Below are 13,571 nucleotides of genomic sequence, written 5' to 3'. Positions count from 1 at the left end.
GGAAGGGCGCAGGGCAATACATGAAGAACAAACTATTCGTTGGCGACATCGGCACGGTCATCGTCCTGGATGTCGGCCAGGACATCACCGGGGCGACGGTCGCTATGCGGGTCAAGAAGCCGGATGGGAGCATCGTGACTTGGGATGCCGTGGTCACCGATGACGCAACCGGCATCTCGCATACCATCGCAGCCGGGGAACTGAACGAATCCGGCATCTACCGTGTCCAGGCCGTGGTGGCCTTGGCGGACGCGTCATGGTCGGGAAGCGGCGATTGGGCCAACATCGAAGTCTATAAATAACGGGAGGCACTATGGCTGCTACTCTGCAATTTCGATTGACCACCAACGGCCTGGGCGGCGCGGCTACCACGAATCAGCTTTCGTCCACGGCGCTCAACAACCTTTTCGACAATGTGTCGCCGGACGAAGCCACGGCCGGGGATGCCGAATACCGGGCGCTGGACATTCTCAATGTTGGTGACGCCACTGCGGCGGCCGTGGCCGTGTATTGCAATGGCACTACCAGCCCGGGCACGGACATCCTTTTCGGCCTGGAGGCCTCGCCGCTCAACGCCACCACGGCCATCGCCGACGAGTCCACCGCGCCGAGTGTGGACGGCGATTTTGCCGCCTACACTTCGGCGTCTAAACTTTCGCTGCCCGACATCCCGGCCGGCGAGTATGCCCGGTTATGGATCGATCGCACGGTAGCCGCCGGCACGGGGAACCTGTCCTTGGACGAAACCACGCTGGGCATCGAGTATGCGTAAAGACTGAGAGGTATCCATGGCGAGTTCCGTCTTTTACCCTGCAGCGTCCACGGATACCGGCTATTGGTTCAATAACGGTGGCTGGTTTTCATCAACCGGCTACAACGGTCGGACAGCCGCCGCGGGCAACTACAGCGGCAACCGCGAAAGCGCCTGGGCACGGTTCCAAAATGTCGCCATTCCTCAGGGGGCGACGATCACGTCCGCGATCTTGCGGCTCACCTCCAACGGCAACCATACCTCGAAAACGATAGCCTTGAGCGTTCGCGCCGAGCTGGCCGACTCCCCGCACGCGCCGTCCTCTGTCTCCGACGCCAACGGACGCACGAAAACAGACGGTGTGAACTGGTCTCCCGGCGACTGGACGACACAGGCCTACGACTCCCCGGATATCGCTTCCGTCATCCAGGAGGTCGTGGACCGGACGGGATGGACGGCGGGAAACGCCCTGCAGATCTTTGTACTGGATAACGGAAGCTCTTCCGGTGCCGAGCGCGCGTTTTACTGCTTTGGTAATGGGACGGGATACCCCGAACTGCACGTCGTATGGCAGGAGTCCTCAAATGTTGTCTCCGTCACATGCGGGTGGAGTATCCTAGCCAGTACACAGGTCGGTAGCTCGTGGCGCAACATGGCGGAAACGACCGACGATACCGCTTGGCGCGTCCTGGATAAGCATGAGGCGACGTCCGGTTGGCGCATCTTCGCCAGACGCTCGACCACGGCGGCATGGCACGTCATGGCTGCCGTCACGGCTGCGTTGTCCTGGCATATCCTTGCGCGCCAGACGGCAGCCGCGGCATGGAGAGTATTCGGGCACCGAGTACAGGCCATGGGATGGCGAGTCCTCGCAGGGGTCAAGATTGGGTCGGGTTGGCGTATCTATGCCGGCCAGCAGGTTGCGTCGTCCTGGAGGGTGATGACAGGCCTGTCGCACAGCAGCGCATGGCGCGTTCTGGCCAGTTCAAAGACGGCCTCAGGTTGGCGCATCCTTCGGCAATTGGTCCGGGCCATCGGCTGGCGTATCGGCGAGGTGACGGACGCGACGGGGACCGAGACAATACGGCTGCAAAGCCCGATTTGTCGGGAAATGCGGGCGGAATCTCCGATCACACGGTTGGTGCGGTTGCAGTCGAAGGTATGGTAGGAGAATCGGGCGGGCTCTCGCCAGCTCTTCGGTTATCTAAAGTTACGGCTTTTGAAGTATTACTATATGAATAGAAGACAGATTCGTAGCTTGCCCATGTCCAGTGGTTATTGATTTTGTCAATATAGGGTTCATACTGACAAAAGACCATCCTTTTGTAGAAGCCTCACTTAATAACTTGTCAAGATTTTGCTTGATTTCTCCGACGTTCTCGCCGGTGATTAATCTAGTAGTGTATTCTGACATACGCACCTCTTAAGAAAGTATGTTTATAGGGAGCGCCTCTTGGAGTATTAGGAGCGAACTATTGTGTAAAAGTTGATAGGTCAAGGGGAATAAGGCCGCGTTGAAAAAATCAACACGGCCCTTTTTTTGTCTTTCGCGCCTAGCCGCGCAGCAGCAAATCATGCAGGTTTTCAAGCCCGCTCAGTGCGCCGTACACGCCCATAAAAGCGGTCTGTTGCCCTTGCTCGGCAATTCGGAAAAGCTGTTTGTAGGCATCGAGTGTAGCGCAATCGAGGAAGGTGGCGATCCCGACGCGTCTGTCTTCCTTGAACGGCCGCATGGCATCCTTTTCGATGGCTCTCAGTTCGGCTCGAAACCTGTCGCTGGCGTCGCCCAGGCGGTTGGTCAGGTCGCGCCAGTACCTCATATCCTTGGGCAAGGATTGGAAGATACTGGCGTAGTCCCGAATCGTGGAGAGGGGAGGGGTGACGACCGGAAGGGCCTTGGGAGCATCGCCCTGAGGCAAGGCCAAGGCATCGATCAGGCTTTGCACGAACACGACGGCCCGGGGAAGCTGCTCGACGGTCAGTTCCTCGATTCCCTTGATACCCATCACATCGTGGACCTTGCGCCATGCGGATTTGTAGGCTTCCTGGTTTGGGCTGCCGGGCAACAGGCCCACGTAGCGGTTGATGAGCGTGGTGAGCGCGTTGCGCTCTTTGGCAGTGGTGGGGCGACCCGGAGTGATCGAAGTCGCGGCTGTTGCCGCAAGTTCGCGTGTTCGACGTGGGAGATTGGCCAGCCAGAGTCGAACAGGCTTTGCATTTTCCGTAGTGGCAAACATGGTCAGCAAATACGATCCCGGTTCATCGTAGGCGCGGGTTTCGCGGGGTTTCCCGTCACGACACATCAAAGTGATGAGCCGTGCATGCGGATCAAGTTCGTCGGCATGCCGGGCGTGAATCGTGTTGACGGAACGAACGGACCTGTACCCGAGAAGTTTGGCAAGATCGGGACCCGCGAGATGGGGCCGCCCTTCTACGTCGTAAACAGGAACATCGTGATCGTGGAATCTGAGGGTGGTGAAGGGGATAACATGATTGCCCGACGAAACGGGTTCGGATAAAATGGTCGGAGCCATGGTGCACCTCCGTGTAAGGTGTGCTTGTGGTTAGGCTCGGTTCGGAGTTCGTACCTCCGGGCCGGGCCGTTTACTTCTTGGCGTCTCTTTCCAACTTCTCCTGTACAGCTTTAATAAACCATTCCTGTAGGTTAATTCCCTCCTTCAAGGCAGCGATCTTCGCTTGCTTGCGAAGCTCGACAGGGAAGTTTCTGATTCCAATGTTGGTTGTTTCCATGTTTGTCTCCTGACTAACCAGTTAAACATGTTAGCCGTGTCTGTCAACCCGGCCCGTGTCGAAATTTCCCCATGTCAAGAAAAAAGCCCCCCGGTTTCCCGAGGGGCATCAAGAGGGAGGCGAAAGTCGAGGGCTATTTGGCGAACAGCCTGATAGGGCGGCGATAAGCGCGGCCTGCCCAATCAGCATCGCGGCGACCCATTTCAACAAGATGTATGTCTTGGTGTCGGCATTGAGCTTGGTCATCCCAGCCAGCAAACGAAGCTCCGTCTCGCGCAGGTCGGCCCTGGTGGCAAGCTCCTGCTTGGCCGCTTCGTCCTGCTTTTCCAGGATGCTGATAAGCACCCCGGCAGCAATCCCAAATGGCGCGGCTGGCCGGGAAAGTCAATCCGGGGCTGCGCTGGAATCTCCAGGCTTCAGACGCTGGGCTTCAATCAATCATGCAATCCGACGACCTTTATGTTGTACCAGGAATTGTCCGGGTTTATTGAGCCATTTATGCTATGAAGAGACCCAACAATTTCAGAACCACCGCCAGGGTTTATATCTCCATTTGCGACAACTGTTCCTGCCCAATCTACACCACCACCTAAAGTAAATTCTTCTCCAGAGTACAGATAAATATATGGGGCTGCAGCGGCTGCTGCAGAACTCGATATATCGAACTGCTTACATTTCTCTGCAGCTTTTGATTTTATATAAACTTTACCACCTATATAGGCTCTGCCACGGACTAATATATTTATATCTCCGCCTGATGTATCTAAGCAAATTGTAGGCCAGCTTTCAGTAGTTAATGATTTATAGTAGTATGTTCCTGCTGATATTGTCGTATCAGCCCTTATAACTTTGTCCTCTGTGGCAGAAAATTTAGGGGCAGTGAATATATCAAAGCTGTCGCACGATAGAGGCTCGGTTGGATATGTTGGGCTATGGTCTTGAGAGCCTACCCATGTAGTCGCGTATTGTGTGGTTTGTAGCAAAGTTTTATAATGTAGGTTCCCATTTAGTGTTATTCCTTTCAAATATATGCCTTGCTGGCTGTTAATATCTGTATATATAGTTTGCCACCCATCAATTGTAGGGGTAAGAACAGAAAGTAAATTTTGTTTTTTTGACGATGTTCCTATTATTGAGCTTACTACTTGTATATCTTTTTGGCTGTGCGATTGGCCATAAATTCTTGAAGCTCCATCAAGTGTTATAGTGTTGTTGGCATATAGGTTCCCATTTACTGTCGCTCCTCCTGATATTTTTATATAACCATTCCCTGATGATGCTGCCCCTGGTGAGTAAACATTCCCATTTATTACAGATGACCCACCAGAAATAGACACGCCTTTATTAGAGCAGACGACCGATCCGTTATTAACAGCTACAGTAACGCCACCAGTAATAACAAGTTCTTGTGTAGTAGACGTTAATATATATGACCCTGTTATCTTTGATCCCCCAGATAACGTAGATATCTGAGCTATAACTGGTCCATCCACTATCCCTGCTATGTGGACCTCCTTCCCTGAAATGCTGCCAGTCGGTCCTGTTGGCCTTATATTATTCTCAGCCACTGGAGTAATATTTATTGACCCAATATAGTAATAAGATTCTCCATATTTCCCTTTATTAATAGATCCTAATGAAGAAACTGGATAAGTTGTCCCTGACTTATCACCCACTTTCAATGTAAATTCTCCAGAACCAATAGAATATGTTTTTGAGTCTACTGTAATCAATTGCGTTTCAGTCAATGATTTTGCGAAATTTATTCCGGATAACGCTACATAATAAGATTGCTGGTGCCTATTATTTGCCAATTCTTGATTTATTGCCGACGGGCTCATCAGCGCGACTCCGGCCGCGACAGCGCCAAGCACCACAAGCGCCCCGATCATCCAGAGGAGAGTCGAACCACTCTGCCTGATTGTTCTTTTCATAATTACCGATTCTCCCATGTGTCTCCAGACGTCAACCCCTGACAAGGCTTTCTTTTCCATCCTCGCTACGGCAGAGGAGGGTATGCCATCACCATTCGACCCGCTGGCCTGGCTGGCCGGAAAATCGACGACGGCATCTCTGGACGATGCTGGCCAAGTCCGCCTGCGCTTTGATCGAAAGGTCCGCTTTGAGGATCGTGCGCGCATCCAACGGATTGTCGAGCGGCATTATGTGGGGCTGCTTCGGCTCCAACTGGACGTGCCCGAGGGGACGCGCCCCCGGACGGTGCAGCAGCTTATGGCGGCGGGTAAAATCAGGATCGGGAAGGATGGGCGGTATGTGCTGGTGGGGTAGGGGGGGCAAATCCTCTCATCCCGACCAGCTATTTCAAGGGCTTACGGTGAATAACCGTAGGCCCTTTTCTCGTTGGATAACCGGCTGGATAACCTATTGGCCTGGGATTTCAGGGGAATGGTTATCCGAGGCGACCTTTTTTCTGAAAATCAGGGGGTCGGTGAATACCCAGGTCACTTGGTCTAGTTGATAATTATTTTAAATTATAATATGTTATATTGGTAAGCAAAAAGCTGCGTCGAAATATCTTCAAAAAGGTAGACGTGTTAGCTTGTGGAGGGTATGGGAACTTAACCGTTAGCGAACTTGTCTTGATCTGCTGTGCACTTTAATATCTTCGGAATGAGGCTTGAAATATGAAGCGATTTGTCGAGGAAGTGTTTGTTACGGAAGGGGTTCCTGTATTTAATTTTGTAGAGCCATCTAATTTTAACGATATCTATCTCGACATTAGAAAGCCAGGGAAGCCTGTTGTTATTGAGGGGCAATCTGGTACAGGGAAAACAACATGTATAATGAAGATTATTGAAAAAATTGAGGCAACGTTAAAGCCAAAGTATATTAGATCTCGTCTCCCAGAATCGATTTCAGAAGTGGTTTCGTTATTGAGTACTAAGGCGTCAGGTCTGTATATTATTGACGATTTTCATAGGCTTCAGAAGGAATATCAAGAAAAGCTTGCTGATATGGCGAAGACTGCAGCAGAACAGCAGGCTGGAGAAGATTATCCAAAGTTAGTTCTTATTGGAATTAACCAAGTAGGGTCTAGCTTGATACAGATGGTTCCGGATATTGCAAAAAGAACTGGTATTCACAGGATATTGCCAGGCGACGAGGATTCTATATTAAGGCTTGTAAAAAAAGGATGCGCTGAGCTCTTGATAGATATTAAGAATGATAAGGTTATTTTCCAAGAATGCAGAGGTGATTATTGGCTTGCGCAGCAACTGTGTCAGTCTATTTGTGTTATGAATGATGTTTTGGAAACTGTCGATTCAGTTCAAGAAATTTATTTCGATATTGATTTGCTAAGAAAAAAAGTTGTTGAACGATTGAACTCGTCTTATTATTTGGCTGTAAAAGAATTTTGCAGGGGAAAGAGGTTTAGATCCACAAATGATCCGTACTATAAGTTGCTTAAGGCCGTTGGTGAGCAAGATAGTTCTGTTGTCGATATAAATGAGCTCGCGAACTCAAGGCCAGACATTCGCGGTAGTATAAACAATATAAAAGAAAAAAGACTGACGACGCTGTTGGGGTCAAGTTCAACTTGCTACCAACATTTTTATTATAATAGAGACACTAAGTATTTTGCCATTGAAGATCCTGCTATTTTTTATTTTCTAAAACATCTTGACTGGGATAGGTTGCGTAGAGATTGTGGTTTTAGAGATACGGGCAAAGATTACGAATATGATTTCGCGATTTCTTTTGCAGGTGAGAATAGAGAACTTGCTAAGGAAATTTCTGAACAATTGGAAGTATTCGATACTCGTGTCTTTATAGATGAAAACTACGAAGCAAACTTCTTGGGGAAGGCGTGGCACGCACAATTTGAGCTGATTTTTTCAAATACAAGTAGATTGGTTATCTGCTTGCTCGATCAATATTATAAAGCTAAGATTTGGCCGACCTTCGAAAGTGAGTGCTTTTTGCCGCGAGTTGCTGATGGCGATGTGATACCTATATTTCTTGACGAATCTATTTTCCCAGGAATTCCTCATGATATAATTGGTGTGAAGTATTCGTGGGATCCGTCAAACGACAAATGGAAAGATGAAATCACCGATAAAATAGTTTATAAATTAATGGAGAGGATAGGGTAGGTTTGTCTGTCGTAGTGTCTTGGCGAATAATACGAGGAAGAGCTGTTTGACCTTTCTCTCAGTTTTATTTGAATAAGGAGGGCCACTCGGCCCCCAAGGCTGCAGGAGCACCAACTGGACGAGAGCTTAACCGCGCCGTCAATCTGTCCAACAAACTGGGACCACCTCAGCTCGCGCTCGTGCGCCAGGCCACGCGGTGGGATAAAAGTGGTTTGGTTGCTGGATTTCCAGTCTGGAAGAGGAGGGGCCGGCAGCCTCTCACGCCGAAAGCGAGCTTGACCTATTCAAGTATCGCTATCACAATTTTTTCACCCGCACCCGTGCGGCTACATGGGCGACGAGCGGCATGCCTGCACCTGCGGCGAGGCCGAGGTGCGGCGCTACCGGTCGCGGCTGTCCGGGCCGCTTCTGGACCGCATCGACTTGCAGGTGGAAGTGCCGGCCGTGCCGTACAAGGCGCTTCGGGAGGATGCCTCGCCCATCACCTCGGCGGTCATGCGGCAGCGTGTGGCGACGGCGCGGGCGGTCCAGGCGGCTCGCTACGCCGGGCTTCCCTTTGCGGTCAACAGCCGCCTGTCCGGGAGTTCGCTGGCGCGTTTTTGCCGGCTCTCGGCCGAGGGGCACGCTTTTTTGGAGGGCGCGGTACGGCGGCTTGGGCTTTCGGCCCGGGCGCATACGCGGATTTTGCGTATCGCCCGCACCATCGCCGACCTGGACGGCGACGCGGATTTGCGCGTCGAGCATCTGGCCGAGGCCGTGAATTTACGAAATCTGGATCGGCAGCGGATTGTTTGAAGCATCGGGGCTCCGTCCGTTTAGACATGGAGATCCCCACCCTGCCAACGAGGTTATGCCATGACATTGCGTTCGAATGAAGATTTGGAAAAGTTGCGGGCCATCGGGGCCATTGTCCGTATGAGTCTCGAGGCCATGACCGAGGCAGCCAAGCCCGGCGTGACCACGGCCGAGCTGGACGCCGTCTGCGCCTCCGTGCTGGCCGCCCATGGGGCCGAGGGCTCGCCGTCCAAGGTCTACAACTTCCCGGGGACGGCCTGCATCAGCGTCAACGACGAGGCCGTGCACGGCATCCCGGGACCGCGCAAGCTGGTGGAAGGGGACCTGGTCAAGTGCGACGTCACGGCGGAAAAGGACGGCTATGTGGCCGATTCGGCCGTGACCGTGCGTGTCGGCCAAGTGGACCGCAAGGCGGACGAGCTGGTGCGTTGCGCGCAAAGCGCTTTTCGCCAGGGGATGCAGGCGGCGCAGCCCGGCAATCGCGTCCGGGACATCGGCAAGGCGGTGGAAGAGGAAGTGCGCCGCTGGGGCTTCGACGTGATCAAGGATTTGTGCGGCCACGGCGTGGGGCGCTCGATCCACGAGGAACCCTGCGTGCCCAATTTCTGCGACCCGAGGGCGCGGGAAAAGCTGACCGAGGGGCTTGTCATCACCATCGAGCCCATCATCGCCGCCGGCAAGGGGCGGGTGCGGGTGCTCCCGGACAAGTGGACCATCCGGACAAGGGACCGCAGCCTGTCGGCGCATTACGAACACACCCTGGTCGTGACCAAGGACGGCCCGCTGCTGGTGACGGCGGCGTAATCCGCTTGCCCCTCCCGTCGTCGGCCCGGCCGGCGGCGGGGGGGCCGGACGCATCATCGCCGGCCGCCGCATGAGGCGATCCGGGCCGGCAGCGGGCTTCGGCTTGTGTTGTCCCGCGCCGTTATTTTTTGGTCCCGGCATCCGCCGGCAGCCTGCATTCCAGCAGATTGTGAAAGCGCAGGTCCGCATTGAGCCTGCGGCAGGCAAGGCCGGGGTAGGTCTTGGCCAGGCGGGCCGCGACGGCATCGGGAAACCCGGTGATCACGAACGCTTGGCCGTCCGGTCCGAACCGCACGGCATCATCGCTGGCGCACACCGTATGCGCCACCCCGAACCGTTTCAGATACCAGGGCATGGAGAGTTCATCCACGTCCTTTTTCATGACATTGACTGGGATGTCCCGGCCCTTCTCGGCTTGTCGGACCAGCCGGACGATTCCCCGGACATCGTAAAAATACTGATGCCAGTTGCTGTAGGTGTTCAGCTGCCGCTGGCCGGTGGTGATGTTGACGGCCCAGGAGCGCTCCAGCTTGTGGACCGTCAGGATGAAGGTGCCGCTCATGCCCAGGATCAGCAGCGCGATGACGGGCGTCTTGTAGCGTTGCAGTCTTGGAATGCGAAAAACGGTGTCGCAGCAGGCGGCGACAAGCAGGGCGAATATGGAGACGAGATTGACGTAGAGCCGGTAGATATAATTATCCCCACGCACGAAGCTGGCGAGAAAGGGGACTGCGTATATGGTGAGAAAGAGCAGGAAAAAAGGGGGGCGATAGGCCTTTTTCCAGATGGCAACAGTGAGGCCGAGTGCGAGAATGGCGATGAGATAAAAACGGTCTGATACAAAAAACAGGAACATTGTCGGCGTGACATCGGTCAATATGGGCAGTGAGAACAGGCCCAGTGAGGTGACGAACCTGTTGTGCAGCACTTCCCCAAAAACGGGTGCGTAGAGCAGGCAGGCGATGCCCACGGCGCAGCAGAGGGCGATGACGATGTTTCGGGGATATTGCCAATCGGGTTGTTTTCGCAGAACTGCAACAAACAAAGCTATCGCAAAATAGACGCCGATTGCGAAAAGAACGTATAGGTTGAGTGGTATCGTATAGAGAAGCAGTGAGAAGAGGAGTGTCATCCACACGAGGGAGCGTATTTTTCGGCGTTGTGCGTAGTCGATGGCAAAGTACAGGCCTGCCGCCAGCAGGGCCATGCTCAAAATATAGCCACGCACCTGCGTCGCGAAATTATAGAAGGGAATGGATGTCGCGGCCACGGCGGCGCCCAGTATCCCTGTTTGCGTGTCGTAGAGCTTGCGGCCGATCAGGAAGAGAAACAAGAGGAAAATCAGCGCATAGGCCAGCATGAGGAGGCGGATTGCCCAAGGGTGCAGGACCAGCTCGTGAAGATCATGCAAGCCGATGCAGTATAGATAAACGTTGTTGAGTATATTTAAAAAAATATGGTTGTTGGGAAAGCTGTAATCCGTGACTGTCTTTTTGAGTGGTACGCATGCATAGAGTAGAAATGTCGTTAATTCATCGTACCAGAAGTCCAGATTGATGTAGCGCGCCAGCGTGTAATAGAGGAAAGGTCCGACTGCAAGGATGGATAACAGGAGATTGACCAGATTGTTTCGACGGTGTTGCGGCGTCACGGACGCGTCCTCCTCTTCGTGGGGCAAAACAGCCACGATGCGTAGCACGCCGCCTGTGGAGATGCAATTGGCGATCCTTTGGCCGGAACCGGCCTGTCGTTGTTATGCTGCCACCACCTTGGCCACGGCCCGCAAAAGCTGCTCCATCTCACAGGGTTTGGTCACGAACTCGTCCATGCCGGCCGCCAGGAACCGCTTGCGGTCCCCTTCCAGGGCGTAGGCCGTCAGCGCCACCACCGGCAGCCGCCGGCTTGCGCCCGGCACCTCGCCGTTACGGATGTGGGCGACCGCCGCCAGCCCGTCCATCACCGGCATCTGCACGTCCATGATGACCACGTCCACCCGTTCCAGGGACAGCTGGCGCAACGCCTCCTCGCCGTTGCCGGCCTCGAACACCGTATGCCCGAGCTTGCGCAGGCTGCGGGCCAGGGCCAGCCGGTTGACCGCCTCGTCCTCCACCACCAGAAACCTGAGCGGCGGCAGCACGGCCGGCGGCGCCTCCGCCTCGGCCGGCGTCGCGGCAACGGGCCACATGGGCAGGGTCACGGTGAAACTGCTGCCAAAACCCGGCTGGCTTTCCACTTCGATGCTGCCGCCAAGCAGCTCCGCGATGCGGTTGGCGATGGACAGCCCCATGCCCGTGCCGCCGAAGCGCTTGGTCAGGCAGTCCTCGCCCAGGGTGAAGCTCTCGAAAATGGCGGCCTGCTTTTCCTTGGCGATGCCCACTCCGGTGTCGGTGACCGTAATGGCCAGGCATACGCCGGAAAAGTCCTTGGACACGTGGACCCGCGAGGCCGTTCCCGGTTGCCGGTGGTCGTAGGGCCGCACCGCCACGGACACGCCCCCGGTCGGGGTGAAGCGGATGGCGTTGCCGAGCAGGTTGGCAATGATCTGGCGCAGCCGGAACGGATCGCCAAGCAGCTTGTCCGGAATGACCGGATCGATCTCCAGGGAAAGGTTCAGCCCGGCCAGCCCGGCCCGCACCGAAAACGCGTCGCGCAGCGAAGCCAGCAGCCGGTGCAGGGAAAATTCGCGCAGCATGGGTGAAAGGGAGCCGGATTCGACATTGGCCAGTTCCAGCAGGTTGTCGACGATCTCCACCAGCTTGTCGGTGGAATCGCGCACGGTCTGCCAGTATTCGGCCTCGCGTCCGGTGGCCCCCTCGAGGATCGCCAACTGGGCCATGCCCATGATGCCGTTTATGGGCGTGCGCAGCTCGTGGCTGATGTTGGCCAAAAACTGGGTCTTGGCCTCGTTGGCCGCCTCGGCCCGGCGCTTGGCGGAAACAAGCTCCTCCTTGACTTCCAGCCGGGCCGCGCCCACGTCGAACAGCGTGGCCAGCCGCTGCACCGCCCTGGTGTCGCGTTCGGCGTAGGGCCGGTCGGCTCCGGTCAGCAGGATAAGCCCCCGTGGCCCGTATTGGGCGTGGCGCAACGGCATGGCCAGGAAACGGCTGCCCAGCCCCTGCCGGGAAATGCACGGCACGTACGCGTCCAGGGAAACCGGTTCGTTTTGCCGGATGACCGTCCCCGCGTTGAGGGTGGCGGCAAAGGGGCCGGAATAGTGGCCGAGGTTGTCGGGGTAGAATTCGCAATCCGCGCACCGTTGGGGCGCCACGCGTCCATTCGGGCCGGTGGTCGCCAGCCAGTCCACACGCCCCGTGCGCTGGTCCACAAGACCGATGGCCCCGGCCGGGCTGTCGGTGAGGGTGAGCGCCCGTCCGAGGACCAGGGCGGCCATGCCGGACAGGTCGAGATCGCCGGCCACCAGCCCCCGGGCCGTGTCGGTCATGGCCGCGCTGGCGCGCAGCGCCTGGCGCAACAGCGTTGCCGTGCGAACACGCGCCGCCGAAACATGGAGAAAATGCAGTCCGTGGGAGACGTCGGCGGTCATCTGGTCGAGCAGCTCGATTTCTTCCTGGCTGAATTCGCGCGGCTGCGGCTCGTAAATGGACAGGGCGCCGACCACCCGGCCGTCCACGACGAGCGGGAAGGCCACGGCCGAGGCGTAACGATCCAAAGCCGCCGGCCGGTCGGGCCATTCCTTGAAAAATACCGCCTCCCGAAAGTCGGACACCACGGTCATGCGTCCGCTGCGGATGGCCGAGGCCGCCGGACCTCTTCCCCGGGGCCCCTCGTCGTAGCGGATGTCCAAGGAGTCGAGCCAAAGGGCATTCTCGCCGGCCCGGGCCGCGATGCGAACCCGCTTGTCCGGCCCCGGCTCGGCCATGCCCACCCAGACCAGGCCGTAGCCGGATTTTTCCACCAGCACCCGGCACGCGCTTTCCAGAAAGGATTCCCGGTCCCTGGCCCGGACAAGCTCATGATTGACCGCGCCGAGAGCCACCAGGGCCTGGTTGGTCCGGACGAGCTCGGCCCGGGCGGCGTCGATCTCCTGGCCGCGTCGCGTAAGCGCTTTCCGCAACCTGGCCTGCCTGTCGACCAGAAGCCCGACCAGAAGTCCCGGCACCAGCGCCAGCAGCACGACCGCGATATAAAAGAAACGCAAGCCCCACAGGTCCCACGTCAGCCAGAGATGCTCACGATACCAGGAAGCGGTGACCGTCAGCACCACGGCCAGCACGAGAGTCGTGCCAAGGCCCGCCGCCATGGACAGGACGACGCCGGCATAGGGCGCATGGTGTTGGTCGGGTCGTTGGGTCACGTGATTACTCCCCAGCTTTCATGGTTACCCCGAGTCGAAA

Annotated in this window: 12 protein-coding genes and 1 pseudogene; 7 read left to right on the top strand and 6 right to left on the bottom strand. The window is 56.0% G+C overall.

Annotated features, from left to right (window positions below; all coding sequences use genetic code 11):
• The first annotated feature begins 20 nt into the window (after positions 1-20).
• Genes K9F62_02995 through K9F62_02985 form a run of 3 tightly spaced genes read left to right on the top strand, consistent with a single transcriptional unit; the run spans position 21 to position 1,919 of the window.
• The gene (locus tag K9F62_02995; GenBank protein ID UJX41683.1) at positions 21-302 is read left to right on the top strand and encodes a hypothetical protein; all 282 of its coding nucleotides are present in this window, start codon (positions 21-23) and stop codon (positions 300-302) included.
• Between the two features lie 11 nt (positions 303-313).
• Positions 314-772, top strand: coding sequence for a hypothetical protein (locus K9F62_02990; GenBank protein UJX41682.1), 459 nt, complete (start codon positions 314-316; stop codon positions 770-772).
• Positions 773-788: 16 nt separating this feature from the next.
• On the top strand, positions 789-1,919 hold the full coding sequence (locus tag K9F62_02985) for a hypothetical protein (GenBank protein UJX41681.1): 1,131 nt from the start codon (positions 789-791) through the stop codon (positions 1,917-1,919).
• Between the two features lie 385 nt (positions 1,920-2,304).
• Here the strand turns inward: K9F62_02985 and K9F62_02980 are convergent, their stop codons facing one another.
• The 4 genes from K9F62_02980 to K9F62_02965 form a co-directional block, all read right to left on the bottom strand.
• On the bottom strand, positions 2,305-3,285 hold the full coding sequence (locus tag K9F62_02980) for a hypothetical protein (GenBank protein UJX41680.1): 981 nt from the start codon (positions 3,283-3,285) through the stop codon (positions 2,305-2,307).
• A gap of 70 nt (positions 3,286-3,355) precedes the next feature.
• The gene (locus K9F62_02975) at positions 3,356-3,502 is read right to left on the bottom strand and encodes a 3-hydroxyacyl-CoA dehydrogenase (protein ID UJX41679.1); all 147 of its coding nucleotides are present in this window, start codon (positions 3,500-3,502) and stop codon (positions 3,356-3,358) included.
• A 108-nt stretch (positions 3,503-3,610) separates the two neighbouring features.
• The gene (locus K9F62_02970) at positions 3,611-3,859 is read right to left on the bottom strand and encodes a hypothetical protein (GenBank protein ID UJX43112.1); all 249 of its coding nucleotides are present in this window, start codon (positions 3,857-3,859) and stop codon (positions 3,611-3,613) included.
• Between the two features lie 77 nt (positions 3,860-3,936).
• Positions 3,937-5,496, bottom strand: coding sequence for a polymer-forming cytoskeletal protein (locus tag K9F62_02965; protein ID UJX41678.1), 1,560 nt, complete (start codon positions 5,494-5,496; stop codon positions 3,937-3,939).
• A 22-nt stretch (positions 5,497-5,518) separates the two neighbouring features.
• Between K9F62_02965 and K9F62_02960 the strand changes: the two genes are divergently transcribed.
• From K9F62_02960 to map, 4 genes and pseudogenes are all read left to right on the top strand, one after another.
• Positions 5,519-5,791: a hypothetical protein gene (locus tag K9F62_02960; protein ID UJX41677.1), complete on the top strand. Its 273-nt coding sequence runs from the start codon at positions 5,519-5,521 to the stop codon at positions 5,789-5,791.
• Between the two features lie 356 nt (positions 5,792-6,147).
• On the top strand, positions 6,148-7,617 hold the full coding sequence (locus K9F62_02955; protein UJX41676.1) for a TIR domain-containing protein: 1,470 nt from the start codon (positions 6,148-6,150) through the stop codon (positions 7,615-7,617).
• 309 nt (positions 7,618-7,926) lie between these two features.
• A pseudogene (locus K9F62_02950) lies at positions 7,927-8,412 on the top strand (ATP-binding protein).
• Positions 8,413-8,472: 60 nt separating this feature from the next.
• A complete protein-coding gene (gene map, locus K9F62_02945; protein ID UJX41675.1) occupies positions 8,473-9,216 on the top strand; it encodes a type I methionyl aminopeptidase in 744 nt (247 codons plus the stop codon).
• A gap of 121 nt (positions 9,217-9,337) precedes the next feature.
• Here the strand turns inward: map and K9F62_02940 are convergent, their stop codons facing one another.
• Both K9F62_02940 and K9F62_02935 read right to left on the bottom strand, forming a co-directional pair.
• Positions 9,338-10,867: a glycosyltransferase family 39 protein gene (locus tag K9F62_02940; GenBank protein ID UJX41674.1), complete on the bottom strand. Its 1,530-nt coding sequence runs from the start codon at positions 10,865-10,867 to the stop codon at positions 9,338-9,340.
• 102 nt (positions 10,868-10,969) lie between these two features.
• Positions 10,970-13,477 carry a GAF domain-containing protein gene (locus K9F62_02935; protein ID UJX43111.1) on the bottom strand — a complete coding sequence of 836 codons (2,508 nt, stop codon included), beginning with the start codon at positions 13,475-13,477 and terminating at the stop codon, positions 10,970-10,972.
• Between the last annotated feature and the right edge of the window lie 94 nt (positions 13,478-13,571).

This window comes from Desulfovibrio sp. JY (assembly GCA_021730285.1).
In the GTDB taxonomy this organism is placed as follows: Bacteria; Desulfobacterota; Desulfovibrionia; order Desulfovibrionales; family Desulfovibrionaceae; genus Solidesulfovibrio.
Note: the sequence above shows the minus strand (reverse complement) of the source record. Positions and strands in the feature narration are given on the sequence as shown.